Origin of the sequence: Bradyrhizobium sp. 179, assembly GCF_023073535.1 — a bacterium.
Taxonomy (GTDB): Bacteria; Pseudomonadota; Alphaproteobacteria; order Rhizobiales; family Xanthobacteraceae; genus Bradyrhizobium.
The window spans coordinates 148,583-167,750 of record NZ_JADPJR010000053.1 but is presented as its reverse complement, the minus strand read 5'-3'; the positions used below and the strand labels follow the sequence as shown (position 1 = coordinate 167,750).

At 64.9% G+C, this 19,168-nt stretch carries 19 protein-coding genes; 9 read left to right on the top strand and 10 right to left on the bottom strand.

Annotated elements, in window-relative coordinates; translation table 11 throughout:
• Window positions 1–52 precede the first annotated feature (52 nt).
• Window positions 53–1,504, top strand: a complete 1,452-nt coding sequence (locus IVB12_RS12430; RefSeq protein WP_247299210.1) for a glutamate synthase subunit beta — start codon at window positions 53–55, stop codon at window positions 1,502–1,504.
• A 202-nt stretch (window positions 1,505–1,706) separates the two neighbouring features.
• Here the strand turns inward: IVB12_RS12430 and IVB12_RS12425 are convergent, their stop codons facing one another.
• Complete coding sequence (locus IVB12_RS12425; protein WP_247299207.1) at window positions 1,707–3,461, bottom strand: outer membrane beta-barrel protein; 1,755 nt, start codon at window positions 3,459–3,461, stop codon at window positions 1,707–1,709.
• Between the two features lie 192 nt (window positions 3,462–3,653).
• Between IVB12_RS12425 and IVB12_RS12420 the strand changes: the two genes are divergently transcribed.
• The gene (locus IVB12_RS12420; RefSeq protein WP_247299206.1) at window positions 3,654–4,661 is read left to right on the top strand and encodes a KpsF/GutQ family sugar-phosphate isomerase; all 1,008 of its coding nucleotides are present in this window, start codon (window positions 3,654–3,656) and stop codon (window positions 4,659–4,661) included.
• A gap of 159 nt (window positions 4,662–4,820) precedes the next feature.
• Here IVB12_RS12420 and IVB12_RS12415 read toward each other — a convergent pair whose 3' ends face one another.
• Window positions 4,821–5,372, bottom strand: coding sequence for a carboxymuconolactone decarboxylase family protein (locus IVB12_RS12415; protein ID WP_247299504.1), 552 nt, complete (start codon window positions 5,370–5,372; stop codon window positions 4,821–4,823).
• An 83-nt stretch (window positions 5,373–5,455) separates the two neighbouring features.
• Here IVB12_RS12415 and IVB12_RS12410 point away from each other — a divergent pair, with 83 nt between their 5' ends.
• Window positions 5,456–5,779 (top strand): helix-turn-helix domain-containing protein, encoded by a 324-nt coding sequence (locus IVB12_RS12410; RefSeq protein ID WP_247299204.1) that lies wholly within the window; start codon window positions 5,456–5,458, stop codon window positions 5,777–5,779.
• Window positions 5,780–5,818: 39 nt separating this feature from the next.
• On the opposite strand, the gene IVB12_RS12405 is transcribed toward IVB12_RS12410, so the two are convergent.
• The 3 genes from IVB12_RS12405 to hemH form a co-directional block, all read right to left on the bottom strand.
• Window positions 5,819–6,262: an NfeD family protein gene (locus tag IVB12_RS12405; protein WP_247299202.1), complete on the bottom strand. Its 444-nt coding sequence runs from the start codon at window positions 6,260–6,262 to the stop codon at window positions 5,819–5,821.
• A gap of 16 nt (window positions 6,263–6,278) precedes the next feature.
• Window positions 6,279–7,277: an SPFH domain-containing protein gene (locus IVB12_RS12400; protein ID WP_247299201.1), complete on the bottom strand. Its 999-nt coding sequence runs from the start codon at window positions 7,275–7,277 to the stop codon at window positions 6,279–6,281.
• 218 nt (window positions 7,278–7,495) lie between these two features.
• Window positions 7,496–8,533 carry a ferrochelatase gene (hemH, locus tag IVB12_RS12395; protein WP_247299199.1) on the bottom strand — a complete coding sequence of 346 codons (1,038 nt, stop codon included), beginning with the start codon at window positions 8,531–8,533 and terminating at the stop codon, window positions 7,496–7,498.
• An 80-nt stretch (window positions 8,534–8,613) separates the two neighbouring features.
• Here hemH and IVB12_RS12390 point away from each other — a divergent pair, with 80 nt between their 5' ends.
• Window positions 8,614–9,012 (top strand): MAPEG family protein, encoded by a 399-nt coding sequence (locus IVB12_RS12390; protein WP_247299197.1) that lies wholly within the window; start codon window positions 8,614–8,616, stop codon window positions 9,010–9,012.
• Between the two features lie 69 nt (window positions 9,013–9,081).
• Here IVB12_RS12390 and IVB12_RS12385 read toward each other — a convergent pair whose 3' ends face one another.
• The 3 genes from IVB12_RS12385 to IVB12_RS12375 are packed head-to-tail and all read right to left on the bottom strand — an operon-like array spanning window position 9,082 to window position 12,904.
• Window positions 9,082–10,188, bottom strand: a complete 1,107-nt coding sequence (locus IVB12_RS12385) for a nickel/cobalt transporter (RefSeq protein ID WP_247299195.1) — start codon at window positions 10,186–10,188, stop codon at window positions 9,082–9,084.
• The gene (locus tag IVB12_RS12380) at window positions 10,185–10,823 is read right to left on the bottom strand and encodes a DUF1007 family protein (RefSeq protein WP_247299193.1); all 639 of its coding nucleotides are present in this window, start codon (window positions 10,821–10,823) and stop codon (window positions 10,185–10,187) included. Before IVB12_RS12380 ends, IVB12_RS12385 begins: the two co-directional genes overlap by 4 nt.
• Window positions 10,823–12,904, bottom strand: a complete 2,082-nt coding sequence (locus IVB12_RS12375; RefSeq protein WP_247299192.1) for a M3 family metallopeptidase — start codon at window positions 12,902–12,904, stop codon at window positions 10,823–10,825. Before IVB12_RS12375 ends, IVB12_RS12380 begins: the two co-directional genes overlap by 1 nt.
• 137 nt (window positions 12,905–13,041) lie before the next feature.
• On the opposite strand from IVB12_RS12375, the gene IVB12_RS12370 reads away from it, so the two are divergent.
• The 5 genes from IVB12_RS12370 (at window position 13,042) to IVB12_RS12350 (ending at window position 17,880) form a co-directional block, all read left to right on the top strand.
• Complete coding sequence (locus IVB12_RS12370) at window positions 13,042–13,296, top strand: hypothetical protein (RefSeq protein WP_247299190.1); 255 nt, start codon at window positions 13,042–13,044, stop codon at window positions 13,294–13,296.
• Window positions 13,297–13,987: 691 nt separating this feature from the next.
• Window positions 13,988–15,130: a type III PLP-dependent enzyme gene (locus IVB12_RS12365; protein ID WP_247299188.1), complete on the top strand. Its 1,143-nt coding sequence runs from the start codon at window positions 13,988–13,990 to the stop codon at window positions 15,128–15,130.
• Window positions 15,131–15,261: 131 nt separating this feature from the next.
• Window positions 15,262–15,849 carry an N-acetyltransferase gene (locus IVB12_RS12360; protein ID WP_247299187.1) on the top strand — a complete coding sequence of 196 codons (588 nt, stop codon included), beginning with the start codon at window positions 15,262–15,264 and terminating at the stop codon, window positions 15,847–15,849.
• 149 nt (window positions 15,850–15,998) lie between these two features.
• Complete coding sequence (locus IVB12_RS12355; RefSeq protein ID WP_247277705.1) at window positions 15,999–16,388, top strand: RidA family protein; 390 nt, start codon at window positions 15,999–16,001, stop codon at window positions 16,386–16,388.
• A 49-nt stretch (window positions 16,389–16,437) separates the two neighbouring features.
• Window positions 16,438–17,880 (top strand): homospermidine synthase, encoded by a 1,443-nt coding sequence (locus IVB12_RS12350; protein ID WP_247277706.1) that lies wholly within the window; start codon window positions 16,438–16,440, stop codon window positions 17,878–17,880.
• A gap of 114 nt (window positions 17,881–17,994) precedes the next feature.
• On the opposite strand, the gene IVB12_RS12345 is transcribed toward IVB12_RS12350, so the two are convergent.
• Entirely contained in the window at window positions 17,995–18,324 is a 330-nt protein-coding gene (locus IVB12_RS12345; protein ID WP_247299502.1) for a hypothetical protein, read from the bottom strand.
• A 101-nt stretch (window positions 18,325–18,425) separates the two neighbouring features.
• The gene (locus IVB12_RS12340; protein ID WP_247299184.1) at window positions 18,426–19,142 is read right to left on the bottom strand and encodes an MgtC/SapB family protein; all 717 of its coding nucleotides are present in this window, start codon (window positions 19,140–19,142) and stop codon (window positions 18,426–18,428) included.
• Window positions 19,143–19,168: the final 26 nt, after the last annotated feature.

Here is a 19,168-nt window from a genome sequence, read left to right as displayed (position 1 = left end):
CAGGATGAGGAGTGAGAGAGCAAACGACTAAGCGGCAGGGACTACGGGTTTAATGGGCAAGATCACCGGTTTTCTTGAAATCGAACGGCATGACCGCAAGTACATCCCGGTCGCCGAGCGCGTGAAGCATTTTCACGAGTTCGTCGTTCCCCTCTCCGAGAAGGAGGTGCGCGACCAGGCCGCGCGGTGCATGAACTGCGGCATTCCCTATTGTCACGGCACAGGCTCGGTCGCGCCCGGCACGCCGGGCTGCCCGGTCAACAACCAGATCCCTGATTGGAACGATCTTGTCTATCAGGGCAACTGGGAAGAAGCCTCGCGCAACCTGCACTCGACCAACAATTTCCCGGAGTTCACGGGGCGCATCTGTCCGGCGCCGTGTGAAGCCTCCTGCACGCTCAACATCGACGACAATCCCGTCACCATCAAGACCATCGAATGCGCAATCGTCGATCGCGCCTGGGACAATGGCTGGGTGACGCCGGAAGTGGCTACCGTCAAGACCGGAAAGAAGGTCGCCGTGATCGGCTCGGGTCCGGCCGGCATGGCCTGCGCGCAGCAGCTCGCCCGCGCCGGCCACGACGTGCATCTGTTCGAGAAGTACGCCAAGGCCGGCGGCCTGCTGCGCTACGGCATCCCCGACTTCAAGATGGAGAAGGGCATCATCGACCGCCGCGTCAAGCAGATGGAAGCCGAAGGCGTCACCTTCCACTACAACAGCCATGTCGGCGCCGACGGCAATGTCGATCCGCGCGAGATGCTCAACGAGTACGACGCTGTCGCACTGACCGGCGGCGCCGAAGCTCCGCGCGACCTGCCGATCCCCGGCCGCGATCTCGAAGGCATTCACTACGCGATGGACTTCCTGCCGCAGCAGAACCGCCGCGTCTCCGAGGAGCCGCTCGGCGGCGTCCAGGAGATCCTGGCCGGCGGCAAGCACGTCGTCGTCATCGGCGGCGGCGACACCGGATCTGACTGCATCGGCACCTCGCTGCGCCAGGGCGCGCTCTCGGTGACCCAGCTCGAGATCATGCCCGCCCCGCCCGAGCGCGAGAACAAGGGCCTGACCTGGCCGAACTGGCCGCTGAAGATGCGCACCTCTTCCAGCCAGGCCGAAGGCGCCATCCGCGAATTCGCCGTGCTGACGCAGAGGTTCTCGGGCGAGAACGGCAAGGTCAAGAAGCTGCACTGCGTGCGCGTCGACGACAAGTTCAAACCGATTGCCGGCACGGAGTTCGTGCTCGATGCCGAGCTCGTCCTGCTCGCGATGGGCTTTGTGCATCCCGTGCACGAGGGCCTCTTGAAGCTGCTCGCGGTCGAGCTCGACGCTCGCGGCAACGTCAAGGCCAACACACTGGACTACCAGACCTCGCGCCCGAACGTGTTCACCGCCGGCGACATGCGCCGCGGCCAATCGCTGGTGGTCTGGGCGATCCGCGAGGGGCGGCTGTGCGCACGGTCGATCGACACGTTCCTGATGGGGAAGACGGATCTGCCGCGCTAGTCGCCGGCTCGCGCTGCAGCCAGCTTCAAATGACGCTGTCATCGTCCGCGAAGGCGGACGATCCAGTATTTCCAGAGGCTCTCCTTAGAGAGCACGCACTCACCAGATCCGCCGCGGCGCACTGGATGCCCCCGCCTGCGCGGGGCATGACAGCGGAGTGGGGACGAGAGAGCGTGGCCTCGAGCGACGCGCCCCGTCTTACCTAGTTCTGCAGCCTCACCCCCAGCATCACTACCGTCCCCGACGAGCTCGCCCCCGCGACGTTCGAATCCAGAATGTCGTGGCGCAGCGTGCCCTTGATCCAGATGTTGCGGTTGAGCTTGTAGATCAGATTGCTTTCGAGCGAGTAAGTCTTATCGTTGCGATTCTGGTTCTGGTAGTCGAGCGTGCCGTAGGTGAACTTGCCCACGGCGGTGAGCCAGCGGCGGAAGTCGTGGTCGACTTCGGCCGAATAGGTGCGCACCAGGACGCCGGAAGAGCCCGGGATCGTGGTCTCGGCGATCTGCGTGTCGGTGAAGAACTTCACGGTTGTCAGGCCGCGCGCATTCCAGATCAGCGAGCCCGTGGTGAGGAAGCCCGCGAGCTGGCTGAGGCGCGGGTCGACATAGTTGCGCGCGGAATAGCCGATCGAGATCTCGCCGGTGAGGATGCGCGAGAACTCGAAGGAGGAGCCGACCTTGGCATAGCCGCCGTTTGAATCGCGGAAGTAGCCGTTGCGGTCGGCGGCCTGGTCGTGCACGCGGGTGTCGCCCTGGATTTCCAGGAAGGGCTTGAGGCCCGGCTTCAGATCGTAGGAGAACCGGCCCACGCCGCCATATTGGTTGAAGTCGCGGTCGGTATTGGCAAAGGTCGACCCGTCGATGAGCTTTGAATCGGTGTAGGCGGTGCGATCGACGGTGGCGCCGGCGGCGACCTGGAAACGGTTGAAGGTCTGGTCGAAGCCGACGGTCGCGCCATAGGCGGCGTAGACCGGAAATTTCTGAAGACCCGCCTGCACATTCGGGCTGCCGGGATTGTCGGTGGCGAGCCGCAGGCGGAGCTGCGAGGTCAACCTGAAATCGCGGGTGACGTCGAGGCGGCCGTCGACATGGCCGGTGAAATCGGGGCGATCGACCTCGACCGGCGACGGCGAGGCGAAGCCGTTGATGGTCGCCGGCATGTTGTTGGTGTAGCCCGAGAACGAGCCGCGCAGATCGGCGACCAGCGCGTGGCGCTCCCAGTCGGACACCACAAGCAGATCAGGCGCGACCACATAGGCCGGCGAACCGACAGGCTTGTTGAGACGCGCTGGATTTGTGTCGTAGCCGGCGGAGAGCTCGAGCCCGCCCTTGATCAGGAAGCTGCCGGCATAGTCCCCGACCGCGCCGAACGGATCCTCGTCCAGCTTGAGGCGGCGGCGCAGCGGCTGGCCGGGCACGTTGCCGGCCATCGCCGGCGGCACTGGCGTCCTGTGCGCGGTTTCGGAGGGTGGCGGCGCGATGCGCGGCGGGCCGAGCGTCCGCTCCAGCGTTGCCGGCGCGACCTTTGAGCCGGGGCCGACGGGGCGCTTCGGCTTCGGCTGTCCGGGATAGAGTTTTGGCTGCTGCCGCTTGCGGTTGAGCGAATCGTAGCCGGAGCCGCTCGCGCCGTTGGCCGCGGGCAGGCCATAGGTCGGGACCTGACCGGTCGGGCTTTGGCCGGCGCGCGAGATCGCTGGGGGCTGCTGGCGCCTGCGCGGATCGTTGGGATCGGGCAGCGTCGGCAGCGCGTCCGATGGCGCCTGCGGCACGCCGGCGGTGCGCCGTGTCGGCAGCGTCTCGGGCGCAGCGAAGCCGCCGCGGTTGGGATTGAACAGATCAGGCGTGAGGCTCTGGGCCAGAGCCGGTGCACGCTCGAGGGCCGTCAGCATCAGGCACGGCAATACGGCGCGCAGGAAATGCGCGCGTTTGCTCCGGCCGGTGCCTGGAGGCGACCCCACGATGGAAGAACTCCAACGAAATCAACTACTTTCACGACGAGCTCCCACCGCTTGGCGGGAACCATCGTTAATGGACTTAAAACAATTATGGTTAATGACCAGTTGAGGGATTTGGCCGGCGCGTCGCCTCGCCTGCCCGGGCGTGCTAAGCAGGTGCCAACGGGCGAACGCTCCTCCTCCCTGGACCTGAACATGCCGAGTTCGAAACCGCTGATGACCGCATCATCCGGCCCCATTGCTGATAGCGTCGAATCCGCGCTCCGCACGCTGGAGACGGAGAGCGGCGGCATCAACGCGCTCGCCGCCGCCCTGCGCGGCCCGCTGGGTGCGACATTTGCGAGAGCGGTGGACCTGATCCGCAACGCCAAGGGCCGCGTCATCGTCACCGGGCTCGGCAAATCAGGCCATATGGGCCGCAAGATCGCGGCGACGCTGGCCTCGACCGGCACCCCCGCCTTCTTCGTGCACGCGGCCGAGGCCGGCCATGGCGATCTCGGCATGATCACGTCCGACGACGTCATCATGGCGCTGTCCTGGTCAGGCGAGCAGCCGGAGATGAAGAACCTCGTGAATTATTCTGCGCGCTTTGCGATTCCCATGATCGCAGTGACGTCGAGCGCGGCGTCCTCGCTGGGCCAGTCCGCCGACATCGTGATCGAGCTGCCGAAGGCACGCGAAGCCTGCCCGCACAATCTGGCGCCGACCACCTCGACGCTGATGCAGGCCGCGATTGGCGATGCCATCGCGATCGCGCTGCTCGAAGGCCGCGGCTTCACCGCGCTGGAGTTCGCGCATTTCCACCCCGGCGGAAAGCTGGGGGCGATGCTGAAATTCGTCCGTGACTACATGCGCACCGGCACGGAAATTCCGGTCAAGCCGCTCGGCACCAAGATGTCGGAGGCCGTGGTCGAGATGTCAGCCAAGGGGCTTGGCTGCGTCTGTATCGTCAATGATGCGGATGAGGCCGTCGGCATCATCACCGACGGCGACCTGCGCCGCCACATGCGCCCCGACCTGCTGGCTGCGTCGGTCGATGAGATCATGACGACTGAACCGAAGACGGTGCCGCCGTCGATGCTCGCGACCGAGATGATCGAGGTGCTGAACACACGCAAGATCACAACCCTGGTCGTGACCGAAGCGGGCAAGGTGGTCGGCATCGTGCATCTGCACGATCTGTTGCGGGCGGGCGTGGCGTAAGGCGCACACACTCCAGGGAGTCATTCCGGGGCACGCCCGTTTGGGCGCGAACCCGGAATCCATTCATCTCCGAGATCGCTGCCCAATGGATTCCGGGTTCACGCTTCGCGTGCCCCGGAATGACACCGAGGGTGTGGCGCGCAATGACGGCGGAGAGACCTACGCCGGAAACCGCGCCGCGTTCTCCTCCAGCGGCAAGCGCAGCCCGTTCGCCAGATACGACACCGTGCGATAGAAGCCGCACAGCAGCATGATTTCCAGGATCTGCGCCTCGTCGTAATGCGCGGACAGCGCGGCGAACTCCTCGTCATCAAGCGTCGCACGATGATGCAGCGCGTCGACGGCCGCAATCAGCGCCTGCTCGGCCGGCGACCAGCACGGTGACATGGCGTCGCCCAGCACCGTCGCACGCACCTCATCCTCCGTGAGCTTTGCCGGCCCGGCAAAGATGGCGACATGCACGCCCCATTCATACTCGCATTCGTTCAGCGCGCAGGTGCGGTCGATGATGATCTCGCGCTGGCGCAGGGACAGCGGGCCGGGATCGAGCAGGCCGCCGGCGCGAAACTTGTCCCAAGCGCGGCTGTGGCTTGCCATCACCCTGAACAGCACCAGGGGCGGTGCGCCGCGCATGATGCGCTCGAACTGCGCCTGGATCTCCGGGGGATAAGGCGGATCGAGCGGCGCAATACGCGGCGAGGAGGGTGACATGGCAGAAGACATGGACTGCTTCCGTTGCTACAATTATCGTAGCAATACGCTACATTATCTGTAGCGCTACGCAACAGGCCGGTATGGCAAAGCAGCCAGCATCAGAACGCCGCGTCCGCGGCTCGCGCACCGGGCGGCCGATCATGGCGCTGCTGGACCTGCTCGGCCGGCGCTGGAGCCTGCGGATATTGTGGGAGTTGCGCGGCGAGCCCCTCACCTCGCGCGCGCTGCGCAGCGCCTGCGACGAAGCCTCGCCGACGGTGCTGCAGGCGCGGCTGACGGAGCTGCGCGCAGCGGGATTCGTCGAGCTTGGCGAAGGCGGAGGTTACGCATTGACGCCGCTCGGACGCGAGCTGTGCGAGACATTCATGCCATTGCACCGTTTTGCCGAGCGATGGAAAAGGTAGCGATCTTGTTTACCTCCCCTGGAGGGGTGGGCAAGGAAGCTACGCCGCGGCCACAGTAAGATTCGCGCCATCGACCTGCACGACTTTCACGCGCGTCCCGGCCGGAGTGTCAGGGCCAGCCACGCGCCACACCGTGTCGCCGATGCGGACGGTGCCTGCGCCGTCAATGATCGGCTTCTCCAGCGTGAACTCGCGCCCTAACAGCGCCTCGGTGCGCTTGTTGAGGAAGGGGCTGGCGCTGGCGTCCGGCTTCGGCCGCGCCAGGCGGCGCCACACCGGCACGGCGGCGGCAGCGAAGACTGCGAACATCACGAGCTGGATCTGCCAGGACACGGTGACAGTGAACGAGATCAGGCCGACCAGCAGCGCGGCGAGCCCGAGCCAGAACAGGAAGATGCCCGGCGCCAGCACCTCCAGCGCCATCAGGATGAAACCGAAGATCAGCCAATTCCAGGTGCCGAGCGATACCAACATGTCGGCCATGATACGACCTCTTTGATTATCCCTGCGGCGGCGCGGCCGGCGGCGTGCTGCCGGTCGGCGGCACCGAGCCGGGACGGCGAGCGAGCGCAGCGGACGCGGCGCTCTCGCCGAACGTCGCCTTGGCGATCTCGCCGATGCCGGCGAGCGAACCCAGCATGCTCATAGCTTCGACCGGAAGCATGATGACCTTCTGGTTTGGCGAGTCGGCCAATTGCCCGAACGCCTTGATATACTTGTCGGCGATGAAATAGTTCAGCGCGGCGACATCGCCCTTGGAAATCGCTTCGCTGACCATCTGGGTTGCCTTGGCCTCGGCCTCCGCCGACCGCTCGCGGGCCTCGGCGTCGCGGAACGCAGCTTCCTTGCGGCCTTCGGCCTGGAGGATTTGGCCCTGCTTGGCGCCCTCAGCGCGCAGGATTTCCGACTGGCGCTGGCCTTCGGCGGCGAGAATGTCGGCGCGCTTGACGCGCTCGGCCTTCATCTGCCGGCCCATGGCCTCGACGAGGTCGGCTGGCGGCACGATGTCCTTGATCTCGATGCGGTTGACCTTGAGACCCCAGGGCGAGACCGCGGCATCGACGACGCGGAGCAGGCGCTCGTTGATCTCGTCGCGGTGCGAAAGCACCTGATCGAGATCCATAGCCCCCATCACCGAGCGGATGTTGGTCATGGTCAAGACGGTAATGGACTGGGTGAGGTTGGAAACCTCGTAGCTCGCTTTCGCGGCGTCGAACACCTGATAGAAGGCGACGCCGTCCACCGTCACCGTGGCGTTGTCCTTGGTGATCACCTCCTGCTCGGGAATGTCGATCACCTGCTCCATCATGTTGATCTTGCGCCCGACGCGATCGAAATACGGCACGATCAGATTGAGCCCGGGGCTCAGCGTCTGCGTGTATTTGCCGAAACGTTCGATAGTCCAATCATAGCCCTGCGGCACCGTCTTCACGCCCGCCACCAGCGTAACGATGACGAGCAACACCAGAACAATCGCGAAAATGTCGAAACCGCTCATATCTCCTCCAAACGGGAAAAGGCCCTTTCCCGCGCTGTCATTGGTCGGGATCGCAACCCTACCGGTTCAGCGGTCGCGACTAACGTCGGTACCGGCGCGATTCTGCACAAGACGTACAGAACGGGAATGGCAACGATTATGTATTTGCGAGGGCGCTCTTGAAAGGATGCGGCGCGGACCTAGCGCCAAAGGTTGGATTTGCCGCCCCATCGTAAACGTCAAATCCAGCCCTGAAGCTCGCGCAGCACCAGGGAGCGGATCACGTCCATGCCGGGTTCGCTGTCGTTGAGACAGGGGATCGCGGAAAACTGCTCGCCGCCATTATGTTTGAAGATCTCGGCATTCTCCTGCGCGATTTCCTCCAGCGTCTCCAGGCAATCGGCGGCAAAGCCCGGGGTCACCACCGCGATGCGGCGCACGCCGTCTTTCGCCAGACGCTCCATGGTCTTGTCCGTATACGGCTGAAGCCACTCGTCATTGCCGAAGCGCGACTGGAAGGTCAGCAGCAGCGTTGTCTCGTCCATGCCGAGCCGGCGGCGCAGCGCCTCCGTCGTGGCGATGCAGTGGTTCTGGTATGGATCACCCTTGTCGACGTAGGACTTCGGCATGCCGTGGAAGGACGCCACAATCAGCTCCGGCTTGAACGGCAGGCTCGCCAGATGCGTCTGGACCGAGGTTGCGAGCGCCTCGATATAGGCCGCGTCCGCGTAGTAAGGCGGCGTCACCCGCAGCGTCGGCTGCGCCCGCAGGCGGGCGAGCACGCGGAACACCTCGTCGCAGACGGTCGCCGAGGTCGAGGCGGAATATTGCGGATAGAGCGGGACGGCGAGGATGCGCTCGCAGCCTTTTGCGATCAGCGCGTCGATGCCCGCCTGGATCGACGGGTTGCCGTAGCGCATCGCCCAGTCCACGACGACATGACTGCGATCCGACAGCGCGATCGCGAGCTTGTCGGCTTGCGAGCGCGTGATGGTCTTCAGCGGCGACTCGTCCCGCTCGTTGTTCCAGATCTTGCGGTAGTCCAGCGCCTTGGTGCGGGGGCGGCTGCGCAGGATGATCCCGTTCAACACCAGCTTCCAGACCAGGCCCTGGTCCTCGATGACGCGGGCATCCGAGAGGAACTCCTTCAGATAGACCCGCACGCCGGACGCGTCAGCAGTATCGGGCGTTCCAAGGTTGATCAGAAGCACGCCAACGCGGGGCAGAGCGGATTGAGCTGCCGGTTTCGCGCTTTCGATGGGAACGACGCTGGTCATGGCTCCGTGGGTCGCGCGTTGCTCCGAACTTGTCAAGATGAGGCCGATTTCGCTAGGGTCGCACCCAAGCGGGAGGGAAGATGACACTCGCGGAATGGTGCGTCCTGGGAGCGCTGCTGCTTTACCTTGCAACGATCGTCTCGATCAAATGGGCCAGGTTTCGCACGTTCGACAATTCCCAGCCGCGCGACCCCGCCTTCTTCGAGGACGCCCTCGCGCAGCGCGCGCTCGGCGCGCACCTGAACGGCATCGAGACCTTCCCGTTCTTCGCCTTCGCGGTGCTGCTCGCCGAATTCCGGGATTCGCCGCAGCGGCTGATCGATGAGCTCGCGGCACTGTTCCTGATCGTGCGGATCGCCTATGTGCTGACCTATCTCGGCAACCGCCCGACGCTGCGCTCGATCCTCTGGAGCATCGGCTTTGCCATCAATCTCGGGATCTTCTTCATGCCGGCCTTAAAGCGGTTTCTGCCGGTTTAAGGTGCCGTGCCCGCACGCGGTCCGGCGCCCTATGCGCTGCTCCGCAGAGCCGGGGCACGCGAGCGCGGCTCAAAAACACGTTGTCCGTTCAGCGGCGATGTAGCCGAACAACAGGCCGACGCCGAATAGCAATACCAGGCCGGCGGCGCCGAACTCGATGCCGCGCATGACGAGGGCGCCGCCCCCGTCGCGGCCGGCGCTGAGGCGCGCGGCAATGTTCTTAGCCGAGACCGCGACGACCGCGATGGCAGCGACCGTGATCGCGGTGCCGAGCCCCATCAGGAAGGTCGCGGCGATGCCGGCCCAGAACAGGCCCTGCGCCAGCGCGAACACCAGGACCAGGATCGCGCCCGAGCAGGGGCGGATGCCGACGGTCAGGATCGCGGCAAAGCCGCGCTGCCAGCCGCCGGGGCCGGCGAGTTCGCTCGGAGCGGGCCCATGGGAATGACCGCAGTGCTCGTCATGGACGTGGCCATGCCCATGCTCATGGCGAGCGTGGCTGCGATCGTGATGGTGATGATGATCGTGGCCATGATGATCATCCGCATCATGGCCGTGGCCATGGTCATGCGGCACGCCTGCCATCGCTGGCACCGGCTGGGCTACCTGAAGCGCGCGGATGAAGGCGCCGCCTTTGACCCAGACAAGGCGCAGGCCGAACAGCGCAATCAGGCCATAGCTCGCGATCTCGATCGCGCCTTCCGCCTTGCACATGGTCTTGGCGGTCGCATTCAGGATCCAGGCGGAGATCCCGACAATCAGGATCGCCACCAGCGACTGCATCAGCGCGGAGGCGAACGACAGCGCGATGCCGCGCCGCGCGGTCTCGCGATTGGCGACGAGATAAGAGGCAATCACCGCCTTGCCGTGGCCGGGGCCGGCGGCGTGAAAGATGCCATAGGCAAACGAGATAAAGAGCAGCGTCCACACCGCCGAGCCGTCGGACTTCGCGGCGCGGATGGTCGCCGACATCTGGCGATAGAACTCCGACTGTTTTGCCAACAGCCAGCCGATGAGGCCGCTGGCTTCAGGCTCCGCCGCCTGCGTGGGCCGCGGCGCGCCGAACGGATTTTGCGCAAGAAGATCGTGGAGCGCGGCGTCGGCAGCTGCCACCACGAACCAAACCGCGGCGCTGGCGAGCAGCCCGCGCGCGAACGGGGAGAGATACGGCTTCAAGGGCAATCCACGGTGATCTTGTTGGCGAACATCATGCCGAAATTCGAGTTCTCGCCATTCAGGAAGGTCTGCTCGTTGAGCTTCTGCGCACTCGCGGTGCCGTCGTTCGGTCGCTCCAGCTTCATCTGGCAGCCGGCGGGCGCGCCGACCAGCTTGACCGGATTGTCCTTGGCCATCTGGAAGTCGATGAAGAAGGAGCGGTCGAACACTTCGAGCATCAGCTGCCTGGGCTTGACGGGGTTCTTCAGCGGCAAAGTGAAGTGCAGGGTCAGCACCGTATCCTTGTAGTCGAGGAAGTAGTCGACCGGCTCCTGGAACCGCTCCTTCTTGCCGTCGGCCTTCGCGAAGGTGAAGTAGGCGTATTCCTTCAGCGACTCGACATTGGTCTGCGCCAGCGGCGTTAGCTCCTCGCGCGTATAGGCGCCCTTGGTCTTGCTCTCGAGCCCCTGCACCGCATAGGCCGAGAACATGTCGTCGAAGGTCCAGGCGTGGCGCACGCCGGTGATGGTGCCGTCGGCCGCGAAGAGCAACTCGCTGGTCGCGGTGATCCAGACATGCGGATGCGCGCGCGCCGGCCCCGCTGCGAGCGACAGGCCGGCGGCGAGCAGCAGGCCGAGAAGGACGCGCATGCCCATCACGCCGCCTTCGCGGCGTCGAGCAGGCCGCGCCGGCGCAGCAGCGCGTCCGGCTCCGGCGGGCGGCCGCGGAAGGCCTCATAGGCGGCTTCCGGATCAACCGATCCGCCCGAGGCGTAGATGTCGTCGTGCAGGCGCTTGGCAACGGCAGGGTCGAAGATGTCGCCGGCCTCCTCAAACGCGCCGAAAGCGTCGGCGTCCATCACCTCCGACCACATGTAGCTGTAATAGCCGGCGGCATAATGATCGCCGGTGAAGATGTGGCCGAATTGCGTGGGCCGGTGACGCAGCGCGATCTCCTCGGGCATGCCGATCTTCTCCAGCTCGCGTCTCTCGAAGGCGCGCACGTCCTGCGCGGCGCAAGCCGGCTGAGTGTGGAATTCGAGGTCGATCAGCGCCGAGGAGACGAACTCGACAGTGGCAAAACCCTGGTTGAATTTTCGCGCGGCAAGGAAGCGCTGCAGGAGGTCGTCCGGCAGCGGCTCGCCGGTCTGGTAGTGGCGCGCGAACTTTTGCAGCACCTCGGGCCGCTCCTGCCAGTGCTCGTAGAGCTGAGACGGCAGCTCGACGAAGTCGGTGAACACGGAAGTGCCCGACAGCGAAGGATAGGTGACGTTGGAGAGCATGCCGTGCAGGCCGTGGCCGAACTCGTGGAACAGGGTGCGGGCGTCGTCCGGCGACAGCAGCGAAGGCTCGCCCCCGGCTCCCTTGGCAAAATTGCAGATATTGAGAACCAGCGGCGCGACCTCGCCGTCGAGCTTCTGCTGATCGCGCAGCGAAGTCATCCAGGCGCCCGAGCGCTTCGAGGGCCGGGCAAAGTAGTCGCCATAGAACAGCGCCTTGTGCTTGCCGTCCCTGCCCTTCACCTCCCAAACCCGAACGTCCGGGTGCCAGACCGGAACGTCGCTGCGCTCCTCGAAGGTGATGCCGAACAGGCGCGTGGCGCAGTCGAAGGCGGCGGCGATCATGTTGTCGAGCGAAAGATACGGCTTGATCGCAGCGTCATCGAAATTGGCACGCTGAAGACGCAGCTTCTCGGCGTAGAAGCGCCAGTCCCAGGGGGCGAGCTTGAAGTTGCCGCCTTCGGCCGTGATCAATGCCTGCATGTCGTCGCGGTCGGCGAGCGCGCGCGCCCTCGCCGGCGTCCAGACCCGCTCCAAGAGGCTCCGCACCGCTTCCGGCGTCTTGGCCATCGAGTCTTCGAGACGATAGGCGGCGAAGGTCGGGTAGCCCAACAGCTTGGCGCTCTCTTCGCGCAGCTTCAGGATCTCGACGATGGTTGCGTTGTTGTCATTGGAATTGCCGTTGTCGCCACGCGCGATGAAGGCCTTGTAGACCTTCTCGCGCAGGTCGCGCCGCGCCGAGCTCTTCAGGAACGATTCGACCGAGGAGCGTGACAGCGTGACGATGGCCTTGCCTTCCATGCCGCGCTCTTCTGCCGCAGCCTTGGCGCCGGCGACGAAGCTCTCCGGCAGGCCCTCGCGGTCCGCCTCCCCGAGCTCCAGGAACCAGTCCTGCTCGTCGCCGAGCAGGTGATGGCTGAAGCTGGTGCCGAGCTGGGCGAGCCGCTCGTTGATCTCCGCCATCCGCGTCTTGGCCTCGTCGGAGAGGCCGGCGCCGGAGCGGTGGAAGCGGGTGTAGGTGCGCTCCAGGAGGCGCAGCTGCTCGGGCGTGAGACCGAGATTGGCGCGGTTCTCGTGCAGCTGGGCGATGCGGCCAAACAGCACGGCGTTCATCATGATCGGATTCCAGTGCCGCGCCATCCGCAAGGAGACCTCCTTGTCGATCTCCAGGATGGCCGGGTTGGAATGCGCCGAGACGAGGTCGTACAAAACCGCCGCGACCTTGTTCAAGAGCTTGCCCGAGCGCTCCAGCGCCGTGATGGTGTTGGCGAAGTCGGGCGCGGCCGGATCGTTGGTGATCGCCGCGATCTCGGCGGCATGGTCGGCGAAGGCCTGCTCGAAGGCGGGCAGGAAGTGCTCCGGCTTGATCTCGTCGAAAGGCGGGGTCGCGAACGGCGTCACCCAGGCCTTCAGCAGCGGGTTGGTCTCGGCGTCCGTAATTTGGCGGAGTTCTGACATCACAAGTCCCGGTTTTTGAGCCGATTTGTTGTGGCCAGCTATAGCACGCGATGGGGCTTTTTTGGGCCGTTTGCCCTTGCTCCCGACCGCCTTTTCGGGGAGATTGCGGCCCTCGAAGACACGGGGTCCCTGAACTCATGAACGCGCCTGCCTCCTCTTCCCGCCAGATCGCCTGGCCGAGCGTCATCACCGTCATCAGCGCCGCCATCCTGATCGGCGCGGAGGTGTTCGGCGCGGCGTTTGCCGGCGGCTGGGCGCTCGCAATCCTGTTCGGGCTCGGCGACCAGGGCGCGCACATCCTCCAGGCCGTGCTGTTCGCACTCGGCGTGCTGGTGATGACCGCGTTCATCCGCACAGCTCAGCGCATCGAGCCGTTCACGAAGCGCCGCTGACGCGTCTTCGCGCGCGAGATACGCGCGCTGCACGAAAAAACTTAACGCTCGTTCATCTTCCGCCTCGCTCGCTCAACACTGCGCAAGCAGGTGTTAGGCAATTCTGTTCTCAGCCTAAAAAAATTCTTGCGAAGCCGATTCAAAACGCTTATGTGCGGACTTGCCCAATTTCGCACGTGCCTGTGGTCGTGTGTCAGTCGGTAGGTATCCGGACAAGAGGCCGGACAGCCGCCAAGGGGTGAAGAAGCCGAGGGGCTCTTCGGACGTGCAGAAGCCGGAAGACTTGAAAGTCGAAAGACTGAAAAGTCGACGGACTGAAAGCAAACCCGGAGCGCCCAGCATCTCTCTCAAGGGATGCCTTGTCGAAGGTGACTTCACTCTTTGCAACCGTGACTGGCAGCCGGAGGCGAACCGGCGCACCCCGCTCTCAACGGGGGACGCGACTTAAAGCAACGACGGATCGGGCTTTTTTGGTCTCTACCGGCAGTCCAACGCCGGCGCGGGCTACTGAAAAGGCTTGTCCTTCATTGCCAGGTGTGCGGGCGGGAACACTCCCAACCAATCCACGGCAGCACAGTCTGGTTTGAGTTTTTTGGCTTCGTCGCGCCTCCATCGCGCGATTTGGCCAGAGCGCTCTTATCCGACGTCATGTTTTGAACGGGCCCGTCGCTGGGCCGTTTGGGAGAGTGCCATGACCGAACGTATCCAGGAATTCCTGCGCAACCGCCGCAAGGATGGCCTCGACACCGAGCCGTGCCTCGTCGTCGACCTCGAGGTCGTGCGCGACAATTACCAGAGCTTCGCCAGGGCGCTGCCCGACAGCCGCGTGTTCTACGCCGTCAAGGCGAACCCGGCGCCGGAAGTGCTGGCCCTGCTCGCCTCCATGGGCTCCTGCTTCGATACCGCGACCGTCGCCGAGATCGAGATGGCGCTGGCCGCTGGAGCGACGCCCGACCGCATCTCCTTCGGCAACACGATCAAGAAGGAGCGCGATATCGCGCGCGCCTTCGCGCTGGGCATTCGGCTTTTCGCTGTGGACTGCGCCGCGGAGGTCGAGAAGGTCGCCCGTGCCGCCCCCGGCGCGAAGGTGTTCTGCCGCATCCTCTATGACTGCGCCGGCGCCGAATGGCCGCTGTCGCGCAAGTTCGGCTGCGACCCGGAGATGGCGGTCGAGGTGCTCGACCTCGCCAAGCGCCTTGGTTTGGAGCCGTGCGGCATCTCTTTCCATGTCGGCTCGCAGCAGCGCAAGGTGAAGGCGTGGGACCGTGCGCTGGCGATGGCCTCGCAGGTGTTCCGCGACTGCGCCGAGCGCGGCATCAATCTCTCCATGGTCAACATGGGCGGCGGCTTCCCGACCAAGTACCTCAAGGACGTGCCGCCAGTGGTGACCTACGGCCGGTCGATCTTCCGCGCGCTGCGTAAGCACTTCGGCAACCAGATCCCGGAGACCATCATCGAGCCGGGCCGCGGCATGGTGGGCAATGCCGGCATCATCGAGTCCGAGGTCGTGCTCATCTCGAAGAAGAGCGACGAGGACGAGGTGCGCTGGGTGTACCTGGACATCGGTAAGTTCGGCGGTCTCGCCGAGACGATGGACGAGTCGATCCGTTACGCCATCCGTACCCGTCACGACGGTGCGGACATGACGCCGTGCGTGCTCGCGGGCCCGACCTGCGACAGCGCCGACGTGCTGTACGAGAAGACCCCGTATCCGCTCCCCGTGACGCTCGAGATCGGCGACAAGGTGCTGATCGAAGGCACCGGGGCGTATACGTCAACCTACTCGTCGGTGGCGTTCAACGGCATCCCGCCGCTGAAGACGTACCACATCTGATCCGCCTCTCTCTTGGGGCCTGACGAACCCGGGAGCCGGCTTGCCGGCTCCTCCCTCACAATTTCGATTTCTGACGACGTCTTGGACCGATGTGCCTCTCGCATGTCCGTTCAAGCGGGGACTGACGCGCCATGACTGCTCCTCGGAAGCCACAGATCGCCCTCACTTCGAAAGCCGCTCCGTTCGCGATCCGAGCGGAGCGTGCTGCCGACGTCGCGATGCGTGAAGCGTTGCTCGATGCCTGCTTTGGCGAGAACCGCCATGGCCGGACCTGCCAGCGCCTGCGCGACGGACGCGCCCCCGCCGCAGGCCTTGCCCTGTCGGCCGTGCGCGAGGGACAGCTCGTGGGAACCGTGCGGCTGTGGCACGTCAGCGCCGGAGGCAGGCCCGCTCTGGTCCTCGGACCGCTGGCGGTCGACCCTGCCTGCCGCGAGCTCGGGATCGGCGCCGCGCTGATGCATCAAGCGCTGGCCGCCGCCCGGGCGCGCGGGCATGGTGCCGTGATCCTGCTCGGCGACGCCCCGTACTACGCTCGCTTCGGCTTCTCGCCCGAGAAAACCGGCGCGTTGTCGCTGCCCGGCCCGTTCGAGCGCAACCGGCTGCTGGCGATCGAGTTTGCGGAAGGTGCGCTCGACGGCGCCGCAGGGATGATCGTTCCGACCGGAGCGGCCCTGCCCAAACGGAGGGCGGTTCGCGCTCTCCAGGCACACGCGGCCTAAGGCATTGCGGTGATCGCAACGACCGAAGCCGCAGCCAGCGGCCATGCCCGGCTGCGGCTGACTTGATGCGTTCGTTTGGGGTTGCACGGGCCCGAGAAACGCCCTTTAAACCCGCGAAACATCCCCCTCTTCAGTTGAGGTCCGAGAGCATGTCCCGTCGCCTGATTTCCACCGGCTCCCCATTCGAGAAGGCCGCCGGCTATAGCCGCGCCGTGATCGACGGCGAGTTCGCCTTCGTCGCGGGAACCACGGGCTATGACTACACGACGATGACGATGCCGGCCGACGTCACGAGCCAGTCACGCAACTGCTTCAAGACCATTGAAGCCGCCCTGAAGGAGGGTGGTTTCGAGATGGCCGACATCGTCCGCGCGACCTACTACCTCACAGACATCAAAGACGCTGACGCCCATTTCGCCGTCTGCGGCGAAGTCCTCGGCGACATCCGCCCGGCCGCAACGCTTCTGGTCGTCTCGGCGCTCTACAAGCCTGAGATGAAGGTCGAGATCGAAGTCACCGCCAAGCGCCGCAGCGCCTGATCCACACCGTCGCTCTTTGTCTGCCATCACGTTCCGGAGAAACCATCCCATGAGCCCCGCCTCGCAGATCTACGCGAAGATCACCGGTCCCATTGTCATGGTCGGCTTCGGCTCTATCGGCAAAGGCACGTTGCCGCTGATCGAGCGGCATCTCGATTACGACAAGTCGCGCGTCACCGTGATCGATCCCAAGGACGAGGGCCGCAAGGCGCATTGCGAGAAGCACAATGTACGCTTCATCCAGAAGGGCGTGACCAAGGACAATTATCGCGAGTTGCTGACCCCGCTGCTCACCGAAGGCGGCGGTCAGGGCTTTTGCGTCAATCTTTCGGTCGACACCGGCTCCACCGACATCATGGAGCTCTGCAACGAACTTGGCGCCCTCTACATCGACACCGTCAACGAGCCCTGGCTCGGCTTCTATTTCGATGCTTCGAAGGGCCCGGAAGCGCGCTCCAACTACGCTCTTCGCGAAGTGACGCTGGCCGCCAAGAAGGCGCGCCCCGCGGGCTCCACGACGGCCGTTTCCTGCTGTGGCGCCAATCCTGGCATGGTCTCCTTCTTCGTCAAGCAGGCGCTGCTCAACGTCGCCGCGGATCTGAAGCTCAATGCCCCCAAGCCGAAGACCAAGGCCGAATGGGCGGACCTGATGCGGCAGGCCGGCGTCAAGGGCATTCACATCGCCGAACGCGACACCCAGCGCTCCAGGAACCCGAAAGAGCCTGACGTCTTCGTCAACACCTGGTCGGTGGAAGGTTTCCTGTCGGAAGGCGTGCAGCCCTCAGAGCTCGGTTGGGGCACCCATGAGAAATGGATGCCGGAGAATGCGCGGACCCACGAAGCGGGCTGCGGCGCCGCCATCTATCTGATGCAGCCGGGCGCCAACACGCGCGTGCGTACCTGGTGCCCGACCCGCGGCGCGCAGTATGGATTCCTCGTCACCCACAACGAGTCGATCTCGATCTCCGATTACTTCACGGTGCGCGACGCATCGGGCACCGCGATCTATCGGCCGACCTGTCACTATGCCTATCATCCGGCCGACGATGCCGTGCTCTCGCTGCATGAAATGTTCGGCCGCGCGGCGAAGATGCAGGAAAAGCACCACATCCTCGATGAGAACGAAATCGTCGACGGAATCGACGAGCTCGGCGTGCTGCTGTTCGGCCATGACAACAATGCCTATTGGTACGGATCGCAGCTCTCCATCGAAGAGACCCGCAGGCTTGCGCCCTACCAGAACGCCACCGGCTTGCAAGTGACCTCCGCCGTGCTCGCCGGCATGGTATGGGCGCTGGAGAATCCGAACGAAGGCATCGTCGAAGCCGACGAGATGGATTTCGAACGTCTCTTGGAAATCCAGCTGCCCTATCTCGGCCCGGTGAAGGGCTTCTACACCGATTGGACGCCGCTGACCGATCGTCCGGGACTGTTCCCGGAAGATATCGACACGAGCGATCCGTGGCAGTTCCGGAATATTTTGGTGCGGTGAGGGCTCTGCTGTCATGTCCGGCCTGTCCCGGGCATCGACGCACTTTCTTTCGCGGGACGCCAAGAACGTGGACGGCCGGGACAAGCCCACCCGTGACGCCGCAACTGGCTGTCGTTATTTCTCTTTGATCGGCGGCGCGATCTTCTCCGCAGGCGCGGCCGGCAGCGCGGGCTTGGTCGCCGCGCCTTGCGTCTGGGATTCGGGCCGTGCGGGCTCGGGAGCCGGCGTGGTCGGGCGATCACCGCCGGGCTTGGACTCCGCAGGCGTCTTGCCCTGATCGTCCGAAGGAGTGCCCTGGAGCGGTGGCGTTGCCTGCGCCATCTGCATCCGGTTCTCGGCGCGAATCTGCGCCAGCGACAGGCCCGACACCACGACGCCCGCGGCGAACAGCGTGCAGGCGATCATCAGGTCGAGTTTCAGTCTGCGCTTGTCATTGCCTGTCATGTCGATCACCGCGTTTGTCCACGGGACCAACGAAATGGCCGCGCGCGGGTTCCGCGCTTGGCCGGGCGGGAACTGCACCCCTGCGCGCTAAAACGCCGCGCTTAATCCGTGGTGCTGACTTCCCAGGTGGCGTGGCGCACGCCCGGAAGGTGCTGGAGATCCGTCGCGACCGCGTTCAGCTCGTTCGGATCGACCGCGGTCGCTACCAGCTTTGCGACGATCTCCAGGATGTCCTCGCCGATCTCTACCAGGTCGATATCAGCGACCGAATATTTCGCGGCTTCCAACCTCTCGACGAGGCGGTCGCGCATGTCAGGCAGAGCGTCGGCCGCCACCGCCGGCTTGAAGTAATAGGTCGCCTCCAGTGCCCGCTCATTCAGCGGAATGCGGTTGATGGCATTGACCAGCGGACGCAGCAGTGTGTTTCCGGCAATGACGAACACGGTCAGCGCCGCGGCCTGCGCGACCATGTCGGCCCCGGCGCAGGAGCCGACCGCGGCGGAGGCCCACAGCGTCGCGGCCGTATTGAGCCCGCGCACGTCCATGCCCTGCTTCATAATGACACCGGCGCCGAGGAAGCCGATGCCGGAGACGACGTAGGAGATCACCCGCACCGCGCCGGCGGCGCCATCCAGATGCATGGCGAGATCGACAAAGGCGGCGGCGCCGACCGCGACCAGCACGTTGGTGCGCAGGCCCGCGGTGCGCTGGCGGTACTGCCGCTCGGCGCCGATCAGCGTCCCCAGCACGAAGGCCGTAAACAGGCTGATCAGCGTGTCTGCGAAATCGGCAATTTGGAATGTCGTCAGAAACCGCATGGCCCCCTATACGGCCGGGACCATGA